Here is a 21,761-nt window from a genome sequence, read left to right on the forward strand (position 1 = left end):
ATAATGGGATCGTTTGCGCTCGAACTTCTTCTATGCGTACTTGCCTTCGGGTTCGGATATGCGGCGAACCAAGGCGGAACCTGTTTAGTGGTGGCCGCTCATGAGTTACACAGAAGACAGCCGCCGAAAATGTTCGTCGGATTTCTCGCAGCGTCGGCAGCGGCAGGCCTGGTTGCGGTCCCGATAGTCTGGACGGGAACACTGGGCGCAACACTCGCACCCTCGACCAGCATCAATTTCCTCCTGCTCATCGGCGCCATCGCCTTCGGCCTCGGCGCACTCATTAATGACACATGCCTGCTCGGATCGCTGGCGCGGCTTGGGGATGGGGAGATGCGACTTCTAGCTCTACCCTTGGGATTAACGATTGGTATCTTGGTTGCCGACCATGGCAGGTTCGGCTACGATTCAACATGGCCAAGCTTAATCTCCAAACCGAGCGCAACAGGCCTCGTTACTCTCCTAGCCTTCCTAGTTGTGCTCGTGCTGGCACTCGTTTTCGTTTCCACGAAGAGCGTTCTGCGAACAAAGCCGGGTTGGTCGTTCGGCGCTTCGATGATTGGACTCGGTATCACTGGCGGACTTCTATATGCACTCTCGCCGGCCTGGACCTTCGCAGACGTGATTCAACGCGCCCTTCCTCTCAGAATGTCGCCGGCCGGCGAGGTCGCGCTCACTGCGGTGATCTCTTCGATCGCAGGCGCCCTAACCGCCTCCTTTCGCCAAGGCAATCTGCGTCTCCAACTGCCGACAGCCAATGGCATTCTGCGATCTATCGTCGGCGGCACATTGATGGGTATCGGCATCGCGCTCATACCCGGCGGGAATGATGGGTTGATCCTCGCAGCGGTTCCGACTCTTTCACCTGGTGGGATAGTCGCCTACCTTCTGATGACGACGACAATCGTCTTCGGATTTGCAGCGCGTGGTAAGTTATTCCGGCGCTGCCTTTCACGGCCATGATAAGGGCAACAGAGGACTTGCCCTCCTGACATGAGCATTTATCCCGACCGGGAATATCGGCTGACTAGCTCGTATGCCTTTGCAGGCCCTTGGACCATGATGACCACTTCAAAGGCCGCCGGCCCCAGAATCCTGTAGGTTGCATGGTAGGTGTCGTCTCCGCAGGCATAGACGCCACTCGCTTCCAACCCGGTATCCGTCCGCGAGAAACTCAAGCTGAGGAACTGCGTCCCGATATGAGGTCCGTCTGCGAACTCGACGACAACACTGTCCTCGCTCAAGCGATAGCGATACTGCCGGCACGCGGAGAATACTCTGCCATCTGCCAGTGTGAGAATGCCGCTCTCTCGATAAGCGAGCGCGCCTTCGCCGAAACGGGCGAAGACCGCGTCGCCATGCAGCTGAGCGCCTCCGGGCTCGATATCGCGACGGAGCATCCATGCCCCGCGGAGGTTCTGCAGGATTTGCACGCCGCCGTCACGAGAGGACCACAGTCACGAGGGCACAAGCGCCCCTCTGTGGCGGACCGAAGCACGCAGCAGCACGAGGGACGCCGCTAGCAGAACTGCGTCCTTCAGTAGAAACTGCCCTGGTGCAGCCGAAATCGCAGGAAAGCCGCCGGCAGTCTGCTCCGCGACACCTGGAGTGGTGATGAAAAAGGTCAGCGTGATCAGATAGGTCGCTGCTGACATTAGTGCGCCTAGCGCAGAGAAGAGTGGACGAAATGCACCAAGGATCAGAACGAGACCGGTCGATAACTCGATAACGCCGATGAAATAGCTTTGCCCCTGCGTCCCGAACATGCCGAGCCAATTCATGATCGGGCTGTGTTCGATAAACGGGGCGATACCATAGGCCTCGTACGCTGTGAACTTCATCGCGCCGAACCACAGAAATACGATCACGAGAGCCCATCTAAGCAGGCCAAGATCCCTCCGACCGTGCTCGGGGACAAGAAATTCATAACGGTCGAAAATGCTCATCTAAAATTCCTCAACAGTGGTCCCGTGGGAACGTCACGAACGTCGTCTACGTGCTTCGGGCAGGCGTTGCAGTATATGCGCGACGCATATACTAATAAGCGAGATATGTCGAGCGGCTGGTTCGCGCTTCGCTGCCTCACGAAGCCATCCTCATCGGCGATGCCTTTACCCAGCAAACGCGCGACCTTTGCGGGATTTTGACTTGATGGGGCTGGCGCTCCGGGTGGGCCTATAGCCCGTTGGCAAACGTCCAGCCTGTACGGATGGACGCGGCCCTGGACGAGATAACCATGCCCACCGAAATCGTAGCAGCGATCGCCGCAATCCCCGACGTCGTGGAGCACGGACTGTTCCTCAATGGGATTGATACAATCGTGATCGCGCGCGGTGACACGATGGAAGTGCGACGCCGGGGGCAAGCTAGGTCTCGCTGATCTGCACCTGCGCGGCCTGGATGACAGCGCTGACGCGGAGTGATTCTCGGGCGCGACCTACGGCGATTCCGAGCGAAAAGGCTTGCCCTATAGCCGCCAGGTATCAACGGTTCCGCTGCCTTAACGAGCCGGACCCGTTTTTTTCGGCGCGCTCGATCAGTCGAAATCCTCCGAAACCCTTTTAAAACAGGACATTTTCCACAAGCCGCGCGGAGGAAGAGGACCACGGTATGGCTTGCTGTCTATGCTCCGCGCACATATAGATGTGGCAATGGATGGACCTCGAGATCGAAACATTTTCGGGGCGTTCGCACTCATGATCAGCGACGACATCGTTCGCGCTAGTTCATCGCGGGCGCCGGAAGCTGGACCCGCCGCCTCAGCGCTGGCGTTGCTCGCGCACAAGCCCGGGCTCTCGATCCGTATGCTTGCGATCGGGGTGGGCCTTTCACATGCTGGAACTGTTCGCCTGGTGGATAGATTGGTAAGCGAGGGATTGATCGAGCGTAGGGAGCATTCGACAGACGGGCGCGCGCGATCCCTCTATCTTACTCCAACTGGCAAGGTCGCGAGCGACGAGGTCCTGGCCTCGCGCGATCAAGTGATTGCCGAAGGGCTATCGATCCTTAATCCAGACGAACTGAAAACCTTATCGGACATCGCTGAACGCGTTCTCCGAAATCGCTTGGAAAACCTCGAGCAGTCATACCGCATCTGCCGCTTGTGCTGCTACGAGGGCTGCACGAACTGCCCCGTCGATGCCGAATTGCATGAGCGAGGTGTGGACCGCGAGAAGAACGACGACGCGTAGGAGACTCGCAATTGCGGCAGCTCAACGCTGCTCAGATGGCGGGGCTTCATAATGTCAGCGAGCCTACCATCAGCCGCATTCTTTTGGCTACGCGTCAAGCCGGCCGATCGGGCATGGCGGTCTCATTCTAATATGTCGGTGATCGCCCCACTTTTAGCCGCTCAATTGATCGGAACGCGGTTTCGGAAGCGGCCGTTCAAACCACTCGCTGCATTCCCATTTCTCTATGTCCGATAGGTAGTTTCGGGGAAAAGCAGTCGGGAACAGGTTTCGGGAACGCATGCTCCGGCAGGAGCGCAGCGCGCGTCCCACACGCGTTTTCCCGGTAGAGCTTCCCAATCGGCAAAGTGCGGGCCACCTCAGACTGCGAACGCGAAAAACCGCCTGGCTGGTCACTCAAGGCAGGGTAACGACGATTTTCGCTGCGGATACACCCGCCTTCAGGGCTTCCAAGGCAGCCTGGAGCATTTCAAGGCCCTGGCCCACGATCTTCGCCGGAGGGGCGGGGACGAACGTGCGCGCCGCGAGAGCCTGCGGCAGGAATTCGCGGTAGATCATTGGACCAACCTCGTCATCCTTGAGGCTCGTCCCGGAGATGTGCGTCGCCTCGACTCCAAATGAACGCTCGTCGGGCGGGGCCAGCGTCGCTGCCACCCGGCGCGAGCCCTCGCATCTCGCAACTACGGCAAAACAGTCTTTCATGTGACCGGTCGCGTGAAGCGTTCCAGCGAGACTGCGCCCGCGCATTGCCTCAATCACGTCTTCCACGATGGCTGGACTCGAGTGGTCAAGAACCTCGCTTGCACCCAGCTCCTTCAACAGGCCGACGTTGCGCGCCGAAGCGGTGGCGACGCACCTGTAGCCCGACGCCACCGCGAGCTGGATGGCGTTGCAGCCAACGCTCGACGATCCACCCCAGACCAGAACGACCTCTGGACGCGCGGTCGGCGAGTGTAACGGTGGCGCGAGAGCCAACTGTGTCCGTCCGTAGAGCCCGCTTGCGGCGGTGCCAAGGCCAAGCGGGAGGACTGCCGCATCAGCGAAGGCAATGTTGTTGGGGATCGGCGCCGCCATGTGGTCCAGCACGATCGTGTGGTGCTGGAACGCACCCTGCGCAGGTTGATTTACGGTTGTCCCGACCGCCTGTCCGATGACTCGATCGCCGACCTTGAACCGCTCGACCGCGCCACCGACCGCCGCGACCTCACCGGAGACGTCGCTGCCGAGAATCGCGGGATAGTCGAGCCATGGCAAAAGCGCGACGTCCTGCAGAATCCAGTCGAGTGGGTTGATCGCGATGGCCGCGTTGCGGATCAATATCTCGTTCGCCGCCAGATGCGGCAGAGCGGTGACACCGATCCTCAGTGGCTGCCCCGGCGCTTTCTGCCAGGCGGCCTGATTAGTCACGGTTTCGGTCATCATCAACTCTTTCTGTCAAGTATTACAGCTGGGCGTTCGTCTGAGCGGTCCAACCGCCAGGTCGGGCGCACGAAGTGGCAGCTATAGCCCCCAGGATAGCGCACCAGGTATTCTTGGTGCTCTGGCTCCGCCTCCCAAAAGGGTTCTTCTGGGTTGATCTCCGACACGACCGGGCCAGGCCAGCTTCCTGATGCCTCGATTTCCGCGATGGTTGTGAGGGCGACTTCCTTCTGCACTTCGGTGGTGTAGAAAATCGCCGATCGATAGCTCGGACCGACATCGCTGCCTTGTTGCTCGTAGGTCGTGGGGTCATGTATCTGGAAGAAGAGTTCCAAGAGCGAGCGATAGGCGAGAACGGAAGGGTCGAAGGTCACTTCCACTGCTTCCGCATGGCCGTAATGTCTCGCGTAGGTCGGATCAGGCATTTCTCCGCCTGTGTAACCGACACGCGTCGAAATGACTCCCCTGGCTCGGCGCAGCAAATCCTCCATGCCCCAGAAGCAGCCGCCTGCGAGAATTGCTCGCTCTGTCGCGGCCGCCCTATTGCCGGTAGGCGATTGGCTCACAGTCCGTTCGCCCTCCTCCGTGTGCGCCACGGTCAAGCCAGCCTCGCGGGATCCGCAGCCTGACTGGCGCTCAAGAGCTCGGTCTGCACGTCCGAACCCCGGATGAGACTCAGATCGACGGGACACCGATCAGCGATCGCGAGGATCCGAGCGCGCTGATCATCACTCAGCGGCCCATCGAGGACAATGGTGCGGGTGAACCGGTCGGGTGGCATCATGTCCGGCACCTTCTCGTGCTGCACGGTCGTGCTCGCCCGTTCGAGCGGAAAGCCCTTGCGGTTCGCATAGAGACGCATCGTCATCACCGTGCAGGCTGCGAGGCCGGCAGATACGAGTTCGTAGGGAGATAGTCCGGTCCCGAGGCCACCGACCGATGCTGGCTCGTCGGCGAACAGAGTGTGCTCGCCGCTGCGGACCTTGAGCTGGAACGTCCCTGCAAGAGTTTCGGTGGCGACGACGCCCTCCGCAACCTCGATCTGCGGAAGATCCGCGCTGAGTGGTGGGAGAAAGCGGCTCGCCCAAACCGCCACCATGGCCGCGGCGTAGTTCGCGTCCGCGACGTCGGTGAGAAGGTGATCCGCGTTGTCGAGCGAGATGAAGCTTTTAGGGTGCCTGGACGCGACGAAGATGCGCGACGCGTGGTCGATGCCGACCACCTGATCCAGCGGAGAGTGCATGACCAGCACCGGCCGTCGCAGGGAGGCAATGGCCTTCTCGACGTCGATCCCCTCAACCGCCTCAAGGAACCCTCGGCGAATGAGGAAGGGCCTACCGGCAATCTCCACCGAGGCCTCGCCCTCGCTCGCGATGGTGTCCAGATCATTCGGTCCGAAGAGGCGCAAGATATGCTGAAGGTCGGCCGGCGCACCAATCGTCGCTACCGCCGCAATATCAGGCATGTCGGCGGCGGCTACGATCGCAGCGGTGCCACCCAGGCTGTGCCCGACGAGGAGGGACGGTGACATGCCCGCCGCCGCCATCGCATTTGCGGCGGCCCGAAGGTCCTCGACGTCCGACGCGAAGTTCACAGGTTCTCCCGTCCCACCGCCGATCCCGGTCCCGGCGAAATCGAACCTCAAGACCCCGATGCCCGCACGCGACAGCGCGCGCGAGATGTGAACAGCGGCGCGACTGTCTTTCCCGCACGTGAAGCAGTGGGCGAAGATCGCCCAGCCCCGCGGCGTCCCTTCCGGCGGTTCGAGGTGCCCGGACAGCGGAGAGCCAGCCCCACTGACAAACGTAAATGATCTTCCTGCCATGTCCATCAAACCTCCAGCACGCGGCTTGGCGGTTGCGCTCTCAGAACCTTCGACGGAGCTGAGCGGAGCGCACCGCCAACCGGTAATCGTCATCTCAGGCTATCATTTATATGTCTGGCGCATATAGACAAGCCCCTATATCATGATTATATGCGCCAAGCATACTTCTGCGACCTGCGTTCCAAAGGCGGTCTCACGGAAGAGGTATCAGTCAGGCGCGTGGGCCAAAGGACTATGGAACTCAATCAAGTCAGCTATTTCATCAACTTGGCCGAGACGCTGAATTTCACAGCGGCCGCTCGCTTGAGCGGTGTGTCACAGCCAAGTCTGACCCGCGCGATCCGCCGCTTGGAAGATGAGCTTGGCGGGCCGCTGATCTATCGCGACGGGAAGAACAGCCGCCTGACTGGCCTTGGCCATGACGTCGAGGCAGAATTCCGGCGCATGGTGGTCGCGATGAAGAGCGTTCGCAATCACTCGGAGCACTGGGCGATGGGGGGGCACCGCGTGCTGGATGTCGCCGTCGCGCCCACCGTCGGACCAAAGGAATTTACGGCATTCTTCGAGAGCGCATTGGCGGAGATGCCATCCATCGAAATCAAGCTGCACTCGCTCCAGTCGAACGAGGACACATCGGAGGTGCTTTCAGGAAAATACCACGCGTGCATCATGCCGCGTGAAACAAGACCGGAACGCAAGCTGGATGTGCATCCTCTATTTCGGGAGCGCTTCGTGCTCGGCTGTTCTGCAAACCATCCCTTGGCTGCCAACGAGATCGTGCGCGGCGAAGACCTGCTCGAGTTTCCTTTCGTCGATCGCCTGAAATGCGAGTTTCGCGATCGGATCCTCGATCACTTCGCGCGACGGGACTTGCTCATGCGACCTCGCTTTCGATCAGATCGCGAGGACTGGGTGCAACGGGTCGTCGCTGACGGCCACGCCATATGCATTCTTCCGGAACGATCGCCGACCGTGCAAGGCCTCGTCACTCGGCCGATCGACGGATTTGTCTTGGAGCGCGAAGTCGTGATCGCGACAGTATCCGGCTCCACGGCAACGGTCGAGATACGGAACATCGCGCAGCTGGCAGCCCGGTATGAGTGGAACTGAATCACGACGTGAAGAGCTTCGGCGCTATGGAAACTATACGCGCAGCGTATTGGATAAATCTGGGGCGCACTGCGATAGTCGGCGCAATGACTGCAAAGATAAATGACAGTGTGTCGAGCTCTCTAGATTAATTATTGGAGACTATCATGAAGTTTGAGAAGTCACAGGCAGCAGTTGACCGCCTGACCCCCGAGCAACGCCGGATTACCCAGGATTCGGGGACCGAAAGGCCCTTCACGGGTGAGCACAACGACAACAAGGAGCCTGGCATCTACGTCGACATAGTGTCGGGAGAGCCGCTGTTCGCTTCAACGGACAAGTTCGATTCGGGTACTGGCTGGCCCAGCTTCACCAAGCCGATCGTTCCGGCAAACGTGAACGAGGTGCGGGACAGTGCACACGGCATGGTCCGGACGGAGGTCAGGTCGGTACACGCCGACAGCCATCTGGGCCACGTTTTCCCGGACGGTCCTTCCGACCGCGGCGGTCTGCGCTACTGCATCAACTCTGCGTCCCTTCGCTTCATCCCGCGCGACGAGATGGAGTCCGAGGGATACGGTGAATATCTCGATCAAGTAGAGGAGGCTTAACATGCATCAGCGCGCTGTTCTCGCAGGAGGATGTTTCTGGGGCATGCAGGATCTGATCCGCAAGCGGCCCGGCATCATCTCGACCCGTGTGGGTTACACGGGCGGCGATATTCCGAACGCCACGTATCGTAATCACGGCACGCATGCCGAGGGGATCGAGATTGTCTTCGACCCGACAGTGACGAGCTACCGGCACATCCTGGAATTCTTCTTCCAGATCCACGATCCGACGACGCTGAACCGCCAGGGCAATGATCGTGGGCTCTCCTACCGGTCGGGCATCTATTATGTCGACGAGGAGCAGAAGCGCGTCGCCGAGGATACGATCGCCGATGTGGATGCCTCGGGGCTGTGGGATGGCAAAGTGGTGACCGAGGTCCAGCCGGTCGGCGAGTTCTGGGAGGCCGAGCCCGATCACCAGGATTATCTGGAGAAGCGGCCGGGCGGCTACACCTGCCACTTCGTCCGTCCCGACTGGGTTCTTCCAAAGCGGCATGAGGCCGGCGATGTGAGCCCTGCGGCCGGGGCTGCAGCGGAATAGGCTTCGCTGCCGTTAGTGCCGCGCCGATCCGGTTCGCAACCTCCGACGACCGCGTCAATCGACGCGGTCGTCGAACCCGGCCTTGAAGCAGATCATTCCATTCAGCCGCCGTCGCAGTGCCAGGATCCAGATATGACAGACCTCTCCTCCTTTCCCATCACGCAGCGCTGGCCAGCATCTTATCCGGATCGCTTGCAACTATACGCGGCCCCCACGCCCAACGGCGTCAAGGTCTCGATGATGCTGGAGGAGACTGGCCTGCCGTATGAGCCCCACTTCGTCGACATCTCGAACAACGAGTCGAAGGATCCAGCGTTCGTGTCGTTGAATCCCAACGGCCGCATACCCGCGATCATCGATCCGGCTGGCCCTGACGGCCAGCCCATTGGCATATGGGAAACCGGTGCGATCCTCATCTATCTGGCCGACAAGACGGGGCAGCTCATCTCAACAACACCCGCCCAGCGGTACGAGACTCTGGCCTGGGTGTTCTTTCAGGTGTCGGGCGTTGGGCCGACCTTCGGACAGCTAGGCTTTTTCCTGCGATTTGCCGGCAAGGACTATGAGGACAAGCGACCTCGGCAGCGCTTTGTTGATGAATCCAGGCGTCTTCTCGGGGTCCTGGATCACCGGCTGGAGGGCCGCGAATGGATTGTCGATGATTACTCGATCGCGGACATTGCGACGTTTGGCTGGGTGAATGCGCTGGTCGAATTCTACGCAGCGGGCGACATCCTCGGCCTAAGCAGCTATTCGAACGTGCAGGCATGGCTCGAACGCGGGCTGGCGCGACCGGCTGTACAGCGTGGCCTGCGAATTCCTGCGAGGCCTGCATGACCATTATCGCCGCATATTATTACAACGAAGGTAAGCGAGTCCGTGAAATCAGGCTCGATGAGCACGTCGAACTAAACGAGAATCGCTCGGGCTTCTGCTGGATCGCGCTTAGCGAGCCCACCGCAGACGAACTCAGCGCGATCCAGACGACGTATAACCTCCATCCTTTGGCGATCGACAACGCCATGCACCCGCTGTGCCCGCCCAAGCTCGAGGTCTACAACGATGAGTTGTACGTCGTCGCCCAGACCGCCGAGCTGGTCGGCGACCGGATCAGCTACGGCAAGATGGCGATCTTCACCGGTCACAATCACCTTATCACCGTGCGGCACGGCAATGCCGGAGCGCTGGGCAAACTTCGGGAGCAACTCGAGGCATCGCCGACGCAGTTCGGCAAGGGTGTCGACTATGTGCTGCACGCGATCTTGCACCGAGTGGTCGACCAGTATCTGCCCATCTTCGAAATGATCGAGGACGACGTCCTGGCGATGGAGCGACGGTCGCTGCACGATTTCCTCGGGCCAGAAGAGGTGGCGCGAATCTTCGAACTAAGGTCCGAACTCACGCGGTTCCAGCGCACGCTCGGGGCTATGGCCGAGCTGGTGCGAAAGCTCGTTCGCGGCCACTTTCCCTGCATCAGCGCCGAAATGACACCATATTTCCACGACGTCGCGGACCATGTCCACCGCGTGCAGTCCATGGTCGACGGCCTCCTGCTTGTCCTGTCCACGGTCTTCGAGGCCAGCAGCCTTCTGGAAGCGCAAAGGATCGGTGTGGTCACTCGCCAGCTCGCGGCCTGGGCGGCGATCTTGACGGTCCCGACGGCGATCGCCGGAATATATGGCATGAACTTCAAGCACATGCCGGAACTGGACACGCCATATGGCTACTTCGTCGTGCTCGGAGTGATAGCGGTGTTCTGCCTTCTCCTGTTCATGCGCTTCAAGAAGGCCAAGTGGCTATGAGTAACGCACTTCGCGAGCTTCTCCGTCCGCCGAGTCACAGCGCGCTTTGTGCGCGAGCGTGTCCAATCCAGTTCAAGATGAAGGTGCTTCCATGACCTCCCAGGTGACCGACGTTCTAGAAGCAGTCCAGTCATTCATCGCCAACGGCTATGACCGCGAATACCGCGTCAAGGACGGCAATCTCGTCGATCTCGAACTAGGGTCAACCCTCGATGCATGCAGCATTCGCGTCGATGCGGCGTTGCGCCTCGAGAGCGGGGACGACGGCGAAGATGCCTCCAACATCTACGCGATCACCGATCCGGCGACAGAGCATAAAGGCCTGTTGATCGACGCCTTCGACGTGTTCCACGAAATCTGCCCCCGCGACTTGTCCGAGCGCCTTGTGGAGCATCGGGAAACAGCACCGGCAGGTGACCAGGACGCGCCGAGCAAGCACGGACTACGGAAAGTCTACAAGAGCGAGTTTCACAGCGATCCCGAGCGTTACGTTCTGCGCGAGGGCTTTCCAGACTTCCCGCCATGCCCTTTCGGCCAATCCTTCAGCATCCTCGGCTTCGATACCGCCGAGCAGGAATATGTCTGGCTCGTCACGAGCATCATTCGAGATCCTCGGCTGATCAGGGTTCCATACCAGGGCGAAGACGTCATCAGCGACGAATAGCGGTGTCGCTTAGCCGGAAAGGCTGGCCATCCTGGCCCACACATCTGCAGGCTGAACTTTAAGAACATCGAAAATTAGGAGGTGATTATGGACTGGAACAAGGACCACATACGAGAAACTATGCTCTTGCTGGAGACAGCAGCGTTGCACAGCGCTCGCGAAAACTACCTGGACTATGTCTCTACCGCTCGGCTCGATCGGAGCGAACCGATCGAAAACGACGAACTAGCTCAGGCCGAGGTCGCGAGCGACTTCGCTGAAGCGCTCGATGACACGCTCCATGACTACGCCAATAAACTCGAAAAGCTCAGGACGATCGATTTCGGCCCCAAGTTGGCCGTCAACGAAGGCGCTGTCGTCAAGCTGTCCGGCCGCCACTTTGTGATCGCGGTGTCAACGAGCAAGTTTACCTGTCAGGGGCGTGAGCTCATGGGCATTTCCACGATGGCGCCGATCTTCGAAGCGATCGAGGGTGCCCGAGCCGGGGAGACCGTGCAGTTCAACGGCCGGGACCTCACCGTAGAAGACGTGGAATAAAGCCCTCCACCGCAGCCGGCGCGCTAGTGCCGAACGCCCTGCATCTCTTTCTGCATGCATACGGTCACTTGCAGCCGCATTGACCTGGCTCATCAAAGGCAAACTCATGACAACACCTTCATTCTTCATCACCCCCGGATACGGGACGCGCCTGCATGACGCGCTTCATTATTCTCAGGCAATGCGCATTGGTGACCGCGTGGAGATCTCCGGACAGGGCGGATGGAACGACGATCTCGTCATTCCGGAGTCGATTGAGGAAGAGATCGAGCAGGCGTTCAAGAACGTGGAACGGACGCTCGCGACCGCCGGAGCACGCTGGCCGCATGTGGTCCACGTCAATTCCTATCACGTCGGTGGATTCCCTCCCGTGATCAACGAAACAATGGCCAAGCTGTATCGCCACTACATGCCCGACCGCGCTCCAATCTGGACGCAGTTGGGAATCGAAGCGCTGGGGCTTCCAACCATGCGTATCGAAATTCGCGTAACAGCTATCATCGCCTGACCCCGCGGTTCGTGCAGGCGCCGTGCCGCGCTAATCCCGCACGCCCTGCGCCCGCTTCTCCATGCATATCATCGTATCGAGAGATCCGGTTATCATCGGCGTGCTCGGAGAACGGGGGGCCGCCTTGGCCTGGTTGGCGCGCCTCGGCTGCCTGCGGGCGATGGCCAGCACTGCCAGGAGCGTGAGCAACGCCGCCGCATAAAGGAACAGGCCGCCAGGGCCGACGATATTCATTGCAGCTGCTCCTATTAGGGGGCCAGCGGCTGTCCCGATCCCGTTGAGCAACAGAAGCCCGCGCGCGGTGCCGAGTAGCCGACCGGCCGGAAGATCGTCGTTTGCGACGGCGAGACACAACGAATAAATCGGGATGCCAAAGCCGCCGAACAGCGCACCTGCCGCAAGGAGCAGCGGCAGAGGCGCTTCCACCGCCAACGCTACGCCGATGGCAGACGCTGCGGACGCCAGCGCCGCACCGGCGATGACAAGATTCCGGGGCACTCGATCCGAAAGCCAACCGAGTGGCCAATGGAAGGCGAGCGTTCCACCAAGAACCGCAGCCATGAAGGCGGAGATACCGCCCACATCGAGGCCGATGCTCTGGGCAAAGTTCGCGCCCATGCCCCAGAAACCACCGATAGCCAGGCCGGCCAGGAAAGCGCCAGCCGCAGCGAGAGGTGATACGAGGACGAGGTCCCTGAACGCGACCCATTCCTGTTCCACCTGGGCCGGCGGATGACTGGGCAGCAAGGTGATCGGAACCACCGCCGCTGATATCAGCAGCGACACGATGAGGAACAATGTCACGTCGGCGGGCGGTGCGATGTTGAGTAACGCCTGCCCGATTGCCCATGAGCCCATAGAGACAACTCCGAATATCGACAGGAGCTGCCCGCGTGTGGATGGCAATGCGTGGGCGTTGAGCCAACTCTCCGTTGCGAGGATCATGCCCGCGTAGGCGAAGCCGGTAATCAGGCGAAGCGGCATCCAGGCGATCGGCTCCACGAACGCCACATGGAGAAGGGCGGTCATCGAGGCAATGGCCGCGAAGCCGGCGAAGGTTCTGACATGTCCCACGGAGACGATGATCGGTGGCAACACGAGCGCGCCGATCGTGAAACCCGCGAAATAGAAGGACATCATCGCGCTGATCGCGCCGGTCGAGAACCCCTCATGGCCGGCTCTCACGATCAGGAGCGTGCTCAGCAGGCCATTGCCCAGCAGCAGAGCGGCGACGCTCAGCAGCAGCGCCGCCACCGGCGCGAGAACGAGGCCGCGCTTGCCCGCCGACCTCATGGTATCCATCGCCGGGCTCGTTCTCGGGCCTGACTTGAGGGTTGATACTCTGCCGCACTGATGAACTGGTCGAATGCTTCGCACCAGATGACGACCGTGTTGTAGTCACGGACATCGATGCCGGCAGGCACCTCGACGATGAAGCCGTTGAACGTCTTCACATCGCCCACGCGGACTGATCTGTCCTTGATTAGGAGAAAGGCCTCCTTCGTGTCGACGAAACGTGGTGCGAGGTAGAGCTTGTAGTCGGGACCAGGGGCGAGGCGCCCGATATGGGCGATACGGTCGCGCGAGACCCGGATCTCGCCTTCCCCCCAGTGAAGCAGGTCGCTGCCTTTGAGATCGCGGGCCAGACGCCCTGCGTAGAGCGTCTCGGCTGAGATGGTCCGCAAGGCCGCCGCGTCCGGGGCCTGGGGGGCGGTCAGGATCGGCAGCGTGTAGACACCGCCCGCGAAGCCCATGGCGAGCATCGCGAGATGGGTGGCAATCAGGATGACCCAGCGCCGCATCGGTTACACCAGCTCCAGTCCCTTCACGAGCTGATCGGCGTCGAGATGGAAGTCCGAGAATACGATGCGGCCGCCAGCGTCCATCACGGAGAACCAGGGCGTTCCCCGCGTGCGGTAGTCCTCCATGAAGGTGGGAAGCGTCGCGCCGGCAGGTGGCTCGTCCTGACCGAACGCGACAGGAAGCGCATACTTGAGCTGGTTCACGCGCAGCTTCTCGAAGGTGTTCTCATCCGCTCCTTCGAAGACGGTCTGGATCACCGCGAAGCCCACGCCCTTGGCGCTCAATGCACCATGCAACCTTTGTAGCGTCGGAAATCCATGCAAATGGCAGCCACGGCACCAGTGCTGGAAGGCGAAGAGGACTTTCGGGCCGGTGCCGAGATCCGACAGCTTGAGCGGCGCGATGCTTTCTCCATCCGCGCCAATCCATCTCTGCACCCGCAGCTCGGGGGCTTGTCGTTCGTCGACGCTCATCTGATCCTCCAATTCCGATGCAGAAGTCCGATGAGTGGTCGCGTGTGGCGATGGCACGCGAACCTCACCGCCTTGATCCCCTACAGGTTGTAGGATGCGAGTTCGCCGACCGATACCTCGTGGCCAGCCCCGCCGTTCTTCCGTCGGTGTGTCACCGCCGCCCCTCAATGACAAAGGCGCGATAGCGGGAACCGGCAAAACGGTGCGCAGCGATGGTTTGGTAGGCGGGGCTATGATACCAATCACGGGCGGCCTGCATCGTCGGGAACCGCAAAATTACGGCCCCTTCGACGGGCGGCCCCTCCAAATGCTCCATCGCGCCATAAGCGGCGAGAAAGGTTACGTCGTGGCCATCGAACGATGGGCCGACGCCTGCAGAATAGGTTGCGAGTTCTTCCGGATCGGTGGTTTCTTCGCGGGTGAAGACGACGAACGCTTCCATCTTAAAGTCTTTCATAAGGTCGCATCTGCAGGCCACCGCCGCTGGCGATGGCCTTAAAGTCGTCAGGCTGGCAGCTCGAACCCGATTTTCGTGAGTGCCTCGACGCACGCATCCTGATCCTGCTGATAGTTGCCTCCGGAGATGCCGATCCCGCCGATCAACTTCCCGTCTTCCAGGATCGGATAGCCTCCGCCGACAGCGACCATCCGGGGGCGATAGGCCAGCGGCGCCACTTTTGGATCGTTCGAAACATAGTCGTTCCAGACATGGGTCGGGTACCCAAACGAGGCGGAACTCCAAGCCTTGTCGATGGCAACATCGACGGTGAGAAACGGCGCGTCATCAGTGCGCTCGAACGCGCGCAGGTTACCGGTGGCGTCGACGACGGCGACCGCAGCCGGGATGCCGATTGTACGTGCCGCGGCGATCGCCGCGTCGATGAGGGCGACGGCGGTTTCGCGGTTGATCGAGGCGGTGGCAATGGATTTCGTCATGAAATTTCCTTCACCGTGGCGTAATCCGTCCGGCGTTCTTGAGGTTAGAAAAGACGTTCGGCGGTGGCAGTCATCAGAAGCCTTCGAGGACAATCTTGCCTCTTGCCGCGCCACTTTCGATCAGTGCGTGCACCGTCTTCAGATTGGCGGCATTAATTGGCGACAATTTTTCGGTTAGCGTCGTGCGAATTTTGCCGTCGTCCACCAGCACCGCCAGCGAATTGAGGATCTTGCCCTGCTCATCCATGTCGGGCGTGCCGTAGAGCGACCGTGTGAACATCAGCTCGTGGTGGATCGACACTGCCTTGCGCTTGAACAGCATGACGTCGAGCGCCTTGGGATCGTCGATGAATCCGAACCGTCCTTGCGGGGCGATCAGTTCGGCGATGTCGGATGCATGCTGCTCGGTATGCGTGGTCGAGAACACGAAAGCGGGAGCGCCGATGTTGAGCTCGGCAATCTGTGGCGCGAGCGGCCGAGAGTGGTCGATGACATGATGAGCCCCAAGCCCTTTAACCCACTCCTGGGTTTCCGGCCGAGAGGCGGTGGAGATGACGATGAGATCCGTGCGCTGTCGAGCGATCTGGATGGCGATCGACCCGACCCCACCCGCACCACCGATGATGAGGATCGCCGCCGCCGCCCCGGGAACGGGCTTCGTCACGTCCAGGCGATCGAACATGGCTTCCCAGGCCGTCAACGTCGTGAGTGGCAGCGCCGCCGCTTCCGCCCAGTCGAGCGACGCGGGTTTACGACCGACGATCCGGGCGTCGACGAGATGGAACTCCGCATTGGTGCCAGGCCTTATGAGCGATCCGGCATAATAGACCTCGTCGCCTACCGCGAACTGCGTCACGTCGGGGCCGACCTCTTGCACGATCCCGGCCGCATCCCATCCCAGCACTTTCCAATCGCCATCAGCGGGCGGCGTGCTGCTGCGGATTTTGTAGTCGACCGGGTTGACCGAGACAGCCTTCACCTCAACCAGGATATCGCCTCCTTCAGCGACAGGCCGAGGCAGATCAATGTCGACCAGAGAGGCGTCCTCGGCGATGGGTCCCGGAACCTTGTAACCAACGGCTTTCATCGGTGTCTCCAGCTTGCTGTATCCTGAAGTCTTATCGATCAGATCGAAATTTCTTCCGAAATATACTCAGGATTTAAAGATTTCGCGTGTCAGACTATGAAGGTATGCGCGCAACATATCCAATAGCGGTACGACATAGTTTCCATACCTCGGAGCCGGATTCAGAAGTTTATCGAAAATAGCGGTTTATTGCTGTTCGGCGGGTGAGCATCCGGATGGAGGCGATAAGCGCCCAAGCGGTTGAGGAGTCGACCTCTCAGCGGTCGCGTTGGCAGGGGCGATCTCGCCCGCCGGTCTCACACCAACGTTGGCAAGCGACGGCGTCCGCTCGAAATCCGCTGACGGGGATACGCCTGCAATGCCGATTCGAAGCTATCGAAACTATAGCTACAGGGTATTGGGAAATCATACTGGACTGACGCTATAGTCTTCACGCACAACCACGACTCAAAATGGTCCAACACTTTTCTCTACGCTAATAGAGAATCCGGTATTCTGATTTTCAGTGAATTGGCTCGTTCGGCGGTTGTGCGCGCAAAGATCTTTTACAGAATTCTGAACTGAATCAGGTTCTGGTCTGTCGTGACAAGCAAGGGGGTTTCGCTATGGTCACCAGAGGTTTCACAGGCCGCGGTCCAGGCGGCGACCAGTCCGATCGGATTCCGCCGGGTCAGCATCTCGTGGAGAATTTCCCTGTTCTGACGGCCGGGCCAACGCCGAGCGTGGAGCCCTCCGATTGGAAATTCACCGTCAAGATCGGTCCGAAGCCCGTCAAAGTGTGGAACTGGAGCGAGTTCAACGCCCTACCGAAGACCAAGATGACCCGAGACATTCACTGCGTCACGTCCTGGTCCAAGCTGGATACCGCCTGGGAGGGCGTACTCATCGAAGACATCCTTGCAGATGCAGGGCTCGATCGGCCCACCGATTTCGTCTTGGCGCACTGCTACGATAATTACTCGACAAACGTCCCGCTGGCGGATCTGCTCTCCGGGAAAGCGATGGTCGCCCTCAACTATGCGGGCAAGCCGCTTCCCCGCGATCATGGAGGGCCGGCGCGTCTTCTGGTTCCGCACCTTTACTTCTGGAAGTCCGCCAAATGGGTGAACGCGCTGCAATTCACAACGCGTGACGAGGCGGGCTTCTGGGAGCTGCGCGGCTATCACATCTATGGCGATCCGTGGCGCGAGCAGCGATACACCAATGACTGAAAACGGCGCGCAAATCGCGTGGCAGTCATGCGTGATCGACGAAATCGTCCAGCAAACCCCGAGTATCAAGAGCTTCTTCCTTCGGTTGAGCAAACCGTTCGCGCACATCGCAGGGCAGCACGTCGATGTCCGGCTGACCGCGCCCGGTGGCTACAGTGCGATGCGGAGTTACTCGATTGCGTCTTCGGCAATCTCGTTCCCGACGGTCGAGCTCGCTATCGAGCGCCTGCCGGATGGCGAAGTTTCGCCGTTCTTCCACGATGTCGCGGCGATCGGCGACGAAATCGAGCTTCGTGGTCCGCTCGGCGGCCATTTCCTATGGCCTGAACCTGCCATAGACCCAGTGCTGTTGATCGGGGCAGGCTCCGGCCTCGTGCCGTTGATGGCGATGATCCGGCAGCGCCGCGCACTAGCCCAGGTCGTGCCGACAGCGCTGCTCCTGTCCGCACGAACCGCTGAAGACGTTCTCTTCTCAAAAGAGCTTCATTCCATCGAATGCAGCGATCCGGCATTCGCCTTGGCGCTGGCAATTACGCGCGAGAACCCGATCCGCGCATCGGACTTTGCGCGACGGATCGACGGCGTGATGGTCCAAGAAGTTCTGGCCCGGCTTCACCGAAAGCCCACACAAGTATTCGTTTGCGGGTCCAACGGTTTCGTCAACATCGCGACCGAGGGCGCGCTGCTGGCCGGCCTGGACCCCTCCATTGTCAAAACCGAGCGCTACGGCGGCTAGCGGCGCAAGCTACTTCGCGTCCCGCCGATCGTGGACGTGCAGCCCACGGATTAATTTTGGAGATCATCATGAGCCGCTTTGCCGAACCCGTCTTCATTGCCGCTGGCCTTCGGACGCCTTTCGGCCGCGGCGGAGGCGCGTTGGCTGCCTACGATGCCATCTCTCTGTCCGTGCCTGTCGTGCAGGCGATGGCGGCGCAGGCGGAGCCTGATCTCCTCGTCTGGGGAACCGTGATCCCGAATTTGGGCTGGAGCAATATTGCTCGCGAAACCTGGCTTGATGCCAAGCTCAATCCGACTGTTCCGGCGTTCTCCGTCGTCCTGGCATGCTCGACCAGCATGACGGCGACCTTCGCTGCGGCAGGGATGCTGGGCGGAGGAACCGACCTCACCATGGTCGGCGGGTCCGAAGTCATGAGCCGGCCGTCAATCGCCCTGACGGCCGATGCATCGAAGCGGCTCACCGACCTCTTTGCGCAGGATGCGACCGCCGCGCTTGCCGCCCTCCAGTCTCTGACTCCACGAGACTACGTGCTCCCCACAAAGGGCTGGGCAAACCGGATCACCGGAAGGACGATGGGTGATCATATGGAGGAGACCGCCAAGGCTTGGCGGGTCTCGCGCGTCGCGCAGGATGATTGGGCGCTCAAGAGCCACCAGCGGGCAGTCGCTGGTTGGGAACGTGGCTTCTTCGACGATCTCGTGATTTCGCTGCCTGAGCTGGCGCGCGATGCGAACCCGCGCGCCGATACGTCGCCCGAACGGCTGGCCGCACTCAAGCCCGCCTTCGATCGCGACAGCGGGAGGGGAACCCTGACCGCCGGCAACAGCTCACCGATTACGGATGGAGCCGCCGGGTGTTGGGTCGCTACCGAAGCCGGTGTGGCGAGACTCCCGGCGGGCACCCCCTACGCGCGGCTCGTCGACTACGAGATCTCTGCCGTCGATCTCCACACCGAGGGCCTGCTGATGGCGCCCTCCTATGGCATTCCGCGCCTGCTCGCGCGGCATCAACTCAGCTTCTCCGACATCGCACTCTGGGAAATCCACGAAGCCTTTGCAGCCCAGGTCCTGGCGAACGTCGCGGCCATCACCGATCGGGAGTGGGTGCGCGCGACAGCCGGTGTCCAGGCGGCTATGGGCGATTTTGACTGGGACCGCGTCAATCCCAATGGAGGCTCGGTCGCCCTGGGTCATCCGTTCGGCGCTACAGGCGCGCGCGACCTCAGCCAGGCGGTGAAGGAACTTTGGGCCATGCCGCCCGGATCGCGCGCAATCGTCAGCATCTGCGCCGACGGCGGTCAAGGCACAGTCGCCCTCCTCGAACGCGGCTGACGGTAGATCAACGCCATGACAGCGATCCGCTTCCAACTGTCGGAGACGCGATATGACAACTGATGTGCTGCTGTACATCACGAACTGATGCCCGTTCTGCCGCCGGGCGAAGATGCTCCTCGAGGAGAAGGGCGTGCAATGGAAGGAACTCGATATCGAGGCGGATCCGGTTCACCGGCAGGCCATGACGGAAGCGTCGGGTCGAAACACCGTGCCGCAGATCTTCATCAACGGCACGCATGTCGGTGGCTCCGACGAGCTTTTCGAGCTCGATGTCAGAGGCGAACTCGACAAACTCCTGGGGCGCACGCCGCCCGCCATCTGAGGGGGTGCGGCCTTGGGGCAGACAGCCCGCAAGCCCCGTGCCGGTTGATGAATACGAAAGGAGAGTCCGTTGGTCTCAGCTATCTGGAATGACGCCACCATCGCCACAAGCAACGAGACGGTCGTCGTCGAGGGAAACCACTACTTCCCACCGTCGGCAGTCGATTTTGGCCTGCTTGAGATGAGCCCGCACACGTCCGTCTGCCCGATCAAGGGCACCGCGCGCTACTTCCATGTGCGTGTGGGAGACGCGCTCAACGTGAACGCAGCCTGGACCTATCCAGATCCGACGCCAGGCGCCGAGGGCATCCGGGATCATATCGCCTTCTGGAAAGGCGTGGAGGTTGCGTAGCAGGCGGACAGGTGGCGGCCTCAGCGCCATGTGCAAGCGCCCGCGGGACGGCTTTTCCGCCCATCCCAGGCCGCGTCGGCTACAGGGCTCCGCCCCGGACCTTCTCCGCGGACTGGCGCCGAGGGCCTCGGACCCTTGGGCTTCTGTCGAATCAAGACGACTGGATTGAGATGGAGCATGCCGAGTTCGATGCCGCCTTCGCGGAGCTTCCCGAGGGATACAGCGAAGGCGCCTACGAAGGCCGGCGTTTCGGCGTGACTGTCCGGCGATCCGGTGACGGACGTCGCAACAGCCTGTTCGCCAGGGAGTTGGCCGGGACCGACATTGTCAGCTTCAACCTCTATCGCGTTACATCAGATAGAACATTGCTGAAGCCGTGCGAGATGTCCGCCGAAAAGGTCGTCGCGTTCGTGCTGGATTTCCGACCGGCCCCCTGACGGGCAGGTGGAGGTCCCGGCCGACCGGTCCGCCTGCGACGCCCGGCCCCCCAAGACTGCGCATGTCGCTCAAAGGTATCGAAACTATAGCCACCGGCCATTGGACTTCGTCTGGCAATGAATTCATCTTCTATACATCGCCATCCGTGGGGGAATCGGTGCTGGATCCCGTGTAGCCAGATTGAGAAAGTCTAAGCGATGACGAACAACAATGCCTCCGCCCTTCCGACACCTTCTGATCTTGACGAATGCGCGGCGATGACTGTCGCCGACGCTCTGAAGATCATTCTGGCGAACAGCTACGCGATTTACCTGAAGACAAAAAATTTCCACTGGCACGTCTCCGGACCCTACTTCAGGGACTATCACCTGCTTCTTGATGAGCAGGCCGCAGAGATCCTCGCCGTCACCGATGCGATCGCCGAGCGCGCCCGAAAGACGGGCAACACCACCATTCGATCGATCGGCGATATCGCGCGCCACCAGACGATCAAGGACAATGATGCTGAGTTCGTGACACCGCAGGACATGCTGGGCGAGCTCCGCGCCGACAATCTCCACATGGTCGAGTCGTTTCGCCGCGCAAAGGACGTCGCGGACAAGGCGAAGGATAATGCGACGTCCGGCCTGATCGATGCCTGGACGGACGAGGCTGAGCGCCGTGCGTGGTTCCTCTTCGAAATCAGCCGCTAGCGCTTTGCCGGGCAAACCTACGTCAGGATTCACGCCTCGGCGTGGGAGGTGATGATGGCGAAGGCCGGCTTTGGAGGGGGATGCCATTGGTGCACAGAGGGAGTGTTCCAGGCGTTGCGCGGCGTCGCCCAGGTCGACCAGGGCTTTGTCCGGTCGGACGCGCCGGCAGATACCTGGTCAGAAGGGGT

The 21,761-nt window shown here is 60.8% G+C and carries 28 protein-coding genes and 1 pseudogene; 18 read left to right on the forward strand and 11 right to left on the reverse strand.

Features of this window, described 5'->3' with window-relative positions; translation table 11 throughout:
- Window positions 1-3 precede the first annotated feature (3 nt).
- Entirely contained in the window at window positions 4-963 is a 960-nt protein-coding gene (locus U2P60_RS18750; protein ID WP_103243971.1) for a YeeE/YedE thiosulfate transporter family protein, read from the forward strand.
- 38 nt (window positions 964-1,001) lie between these two features.
- On the opposite strand, the gene U2P60_RS18755 is transcribed toward U2P60_RS18750, so the two are convergent.
- Together U2P60_RS18755 and U2P60_RS18760 are read right to left on the reverse strand one after the other, a co-directional pair.
- Window positions 1,002-1,433, reverse strand: coding sequence for a DUF6314 family protein (locus tag U2P60_RS18755; protein WP_232092758.1), 432 nt, complete (start codon window positions 1,431-1,433; stop codon window positions 1,002-1,004).
- 24 nt (window positions 1,434-1,457) lie between these two features.
- The gene (locus tag U2P60_RS18760; RefSeq protein ID WP_018429614.1) at window positions 1,458-1,946 is read right to left on the reverse strand and encodes a YkgB family protein; all 489 of its coding nucleotides are present in this window, start codon (window positions 1,944-1,946) and stop codon (window positions 1,458-1,460) included.
- 750 nt (window positions 1,947-2,696) lie between these two features.
- On the opposite strand from U2P60_RS18760, the gene U2P60_RS18765 reads away from it, so the two are divergent.
- Window positions 2,697-3,191 (forward strand): MarR family winged helix-turn-helix transcriptional regulator, encoded by a 495-nt coding sequence (locus U2P60_RS18765; RefSeq protein WP_004099028.1) that lies wholly within the window; start codon window positions 2,697-2,699, stop codon window positions 3,189-3,191.
- Between the two features lie 396 nt (window positions 3,192-3,587).
- Here U2P60_RS18765 and U2P60_RS18770 read toward each other — a convergent pair whose 3' ends face one another.
- From U2P60_RS18770 to U2P60_RS18780, 3 genes are all read right to left on the reverse strand, one after another.
- Window positions 3,588-4,613, reverse strand: coding sequence for a zinc-binding alcohol dehydrogenase family protein (locus U2P60_RS18770; protein WP_004357654.1), 1,026 nt, complete (start codon window positions 4,611-4,613; stop codon window positions 3,588-3,590).
- Window positions 4,613-5,101, reverse strand: coding sequence for a peptide-methionine (S)-S-oxide reductase MsrA (gene msrA, locus U2P60_RS18775; protein WP_045269765.1), 489 nt, complete (start codon window positions 5,099-5,101; stop codon window positions 4,613-4,615). The genes U2P60_RS18770 and msrA (U2P60_RS18775) overlap by 1 nt, the downstream gene beginning before the upstream one ends.
- 107 nt (window positions 5,102-5,208) lie before the next feature.
- Complete coding sequence (locus tag U2P60_RS18780; protein WP_045269764.1) at window positions 5,209-6,441, reverse strand: bifunctional alpha/beta hydrolase/OsmC family protein; 1,233 nt, start codon at window positions 6,439-6,441, stop codon at window positions 5,209-5,211.
- A 228-nt stretch (window positions 6,442-6,669) separates the two neighbouring features.
- Between U2P60_RS18780 and U2P60_RS18785 the strand changes: the two genes are divergently transcribed.
- The 8 genes from U2P60_RS18785 (at window position 6,670) to U2P60_RS18820 (ending at window position 12,187) form a co-directional block, all read left to right on the forward strand.
- Entirely contained in the window at window positions 6,670-7,545 is an 876-nt protein-coding gene (locus tag U2P60_RS18785) for a LysR family transcriptional regulator (protein ID WP_011191349.1), read from the forward strand.
- A gap of 146 nt (window positions 7,546-7,691) precedes the next feature.
- Window positions 7,692-8,135, forward strand: coding sequence for a peptide-methionine (R)-S-oxide reductase MsrB (gene msrB / locus U2P60_RS18790; protein ID WP_004099035.1), 444 nt, complete (start codon window positions 7,692-7,694; stop codon window positions 8,133-8,135).
- Between the two features lies 1 nt (window position 8,136).
- Window positions 8,137-8,676 (forward strand): peptide-methionine (S)-S-oxide reductase MsrA, encoded by a 540-nt coding sequence (gene msrA / locus U2P60_RS18795; protein WP_004099036.1) that lies wholly within the window; start codon window positions 8,137-8,139, stop codon window positions 8,674-8,676.
- A 132-nt stretch (window positions 8,677-8,808) separates the two neighbouring features.
- The gene (locus U2P60_RS18800; RefSeq protein WP_004099038.1) at window positions 8,809-9,513 is read left to right on the forward strand and encodes a glutathione S-transferase N-terminal domain-containing protein; all 705 of its coding nucleotides are present in this window, start codon (window positions 8,809-8,811) and stop codon (window positions 9,511-9,513) included.
- Window positions 9,510-10,478, forward strand: coding sequence for a magnesium and cobalt transport protein CorA (locus tag U2P60_RS18805; protein ID WP_002118270.1), 969 nt, complete (start codon window positions 9,510-9,512; stop codon window positions 10,476-10,478). The genes U2P60_RS18800 and U2P60_RS18805 overlap by 4 nt, the downstream gene beginning before the upstream one ends.
- Before the next feature lie 91 nt (window positions 10,479-10,569).
- Entirely contained in the window at window positions 10,570-11,142 is a 573-nt protein-coding gene (locus tag U2P60_RS18810; protein ID WP_047722653.1) for a hypothetical protein, read from the forward strand.
- Window positions 11,143-11,229: 87 nt separating this feature from the next.
- Window positions 11,230-11,679 (forward strand): hypothetical protein, encoded by a 450-nt coding sequence (locus U2P60_RS18815; protein ID WP_004099042.1) that lies wholly within the window; start codon window positions 11,230-11,232, stop codon window positions 11,677-11,679.
- A 106-nt stretch (window positions 11,680-11,785) separates the two neighbouring features.
- Entirely contained in the window at window positions 11,786-12,187 is a 402-nt protein-coding gene (locus tag U2P60_RS18820; RefSeq protein ID WP_004099044.1) for a RidA family protein, read from the forward strand.
- A gap of 30 nt (window positions 12,188-12,217) precedes the next feature.
- Here the strand turns inward: U2P60_RS18820 and U2P60_RS18825 are convergent, their stop codons facing one another.
- The 6 genes from U2P60_RS18825 to U2P60_RS18850 all read right to left on the reverse strand — a co-directional run bounded on the left by U2P60_RS18825 (window position 12,218) and on the right by U2P60_RS18850 (window position 16,486).
- Complete coding sequence (locus tag U2P60_RS18825) at window positions 12,218-13,489, reverse strand: MFS transporter (RefSeq protein ID WP_103827477.1); 1,272 nt, start codon at window positions 13,487-13,489, stop codon at window positions 12,218-12,220.
- On the reverse strand, window positions 13,477-13,989 hold the full coding sequence (locus tag U2P60_RS18830) for a DM13 domain-containing protein (RefSeq protein ID WP_004357637.1): 513 nt from the start codon (window positions 13,987-13,989) through the stop codon (window positions 13,477-13,479). Before U2P60_RS18830 ends, U2P60_RS18825 begins: the two co-directional genes overlap by 13 nt.
- Window positions 13,990-13,992: 3 nt before the next feature.
- Window positions 13,993-14,463 (reverse strand): TlpA family protein disulfide reductase, encoded by a 471-nt coding sequence (locus tag U2P60_RS18835; protein ID WP_011191345.1) that lies wholly within the window; start codon window positions 14,461-14,463, stop codon window positions 13,993-13,995.
- A 151-nt stretch (window positions 14,464-14,614) separates the two neighbouring features.
- Window positions 14,615-14,905 (reverse strand): DUF1330 domain-containing protein, encoded by a 291-nt coding sequence (locus tag U2P60_RS18840; protein ID WP_011191344.1) that lies wholly within the window; start codon window positions 14,903-14,905, stop codon window positions 14,615-14,617.
- A 62-nt stretch (window positions 14,906-14,967) separates the two neighbouring features.
- Window positions 14,968-15,399 (reverse strand): GlcG/HbpS family heme-binding protein, encoded by a 432-nt coding sequence (locus U2P60_RS18845; RefSeq protein ID WP_004357630.1) that lies wholly within the window; start codon window positions 15,397-15,399, stop codon window positions 14,968-14,970.
- 73 nt (window positions 15,400-15,472) lie between these two features.
- Complete coding sequence (locus U2P60_RS18850; RefSeq protein WP_066117801.1) at window positions 15,473-16,486, reverse strand: zinc-binding alcohol dehydrogenase family protein; 1,014 nt, start codon at window positions 16,484-16,486, stop codon at window positions 15,473-15,475.
- A 605-nt stretch (window positions 16,487-17,091) separates the two neighbouring features.
- Here U2P60_RS18850 and U2P60_RS18855 point away from each other — a divergent pair.
- The 8 genes and pseudogenes from U2P60_RS18855 to U2P60_RS18890 all read left to right on the forward strand — a co-directional run.
- Entirely contained in the window at window positions 17,092-17,697 is a 606-nt protein-coding gene (locus U2P60_RS18855) for a sulfite oxidase-like oxidoreductase (protein WP_033982388.1), read from the forward strand.
- Window positions 17,690-18,433, forward strand: a complete 744-nt coding sequence (locus U2P60_RS18860; RefSeq protein ID WP_044059343.1) for a ferredoxin reductase — start codon at window positions 17,690-17,692, stop codon at window positions 18,431-18,433. Before U2P60_RS18855 ends, U2P60_RS18860 begins: the two co-directional genes overlap by 8 nt.
- 68 nt (window positions 18,434-18,501) lie before the next feature.
- Window positions 18,502-19,767, forward strand: a complete 1,266-nt coding sequence (locus U2P60_RS18865) for a thiolase family protein (protein WP_033982398.1) — start codon at window positions 18,502-18,504, stop codon at window positions 19,765-19,767.
- A gap of 100 nt (window positions 19,768-19,867) precedes the next feature.
- Window positions 19,868-20,092: pseudogene (locus U2P60_RS18870) on the forward strand (glutaredoxin domain-containing protein); the annotation flags it as partial.
- A gap of 69 nt (window positions 20,093-20,161) precedes the next feature.
- A complete protein-coding gene (locus U2P60_RS18875) occupies window positions 20,162-20,443 on the forward strand; it encodes a DUF427 domain-containing protein (protein ID WP_046092728.1) in 282 nt (93 codons plus the stop codon).
- Window positions 20,444-20,613: 170 nt separating this feature from the next.
- Window positions 20,614-20,880, forward strand: coding sequence for a hypothetical protein (locus U2P60_RS18880; protein WP_103243974.1), 267 nt, complete (start codon window positions 20,614-20,616; stop codon window positions 20,878-20,880).
- A 198-nt stretch (window positions 20,881-21,078) separates the two neighbouring features.
- The gene (locus U2P60_RS18885; RefSeq protein WP_018429639.1) at window positions 21,079-21,573 is read left to right on the forward strand and encodes a Dps family protein; all 495 of its coding nucleotides are present in this window, start codon (window positions 21,079-21,081) and stop codon (window positions 21,571-21,573) included.
- Window positions 21,574-21,627: 54 nt separating this feature from the next.
- On the forward strand, window positions 21,628-21,761 hold a 134-nt coding region (locus U2P60_RS18890), incomplete at its 3' end, for a peptide-methionine (S)-S-oxide reductase (RefSeq protein WP_413573884.1).

The sequence above is a fragment of the Brucella sp. H1_1004 genome (assembly GCF_047308065.1).
In the GTDB taxonomy this organism is placed as follows: Bacteria; Pseudomonadota; Alphaproteobacteria; order Rhizobiales; family Rhizobiaceae; genus Brucella; species Brucella pseudogrignonensis_B.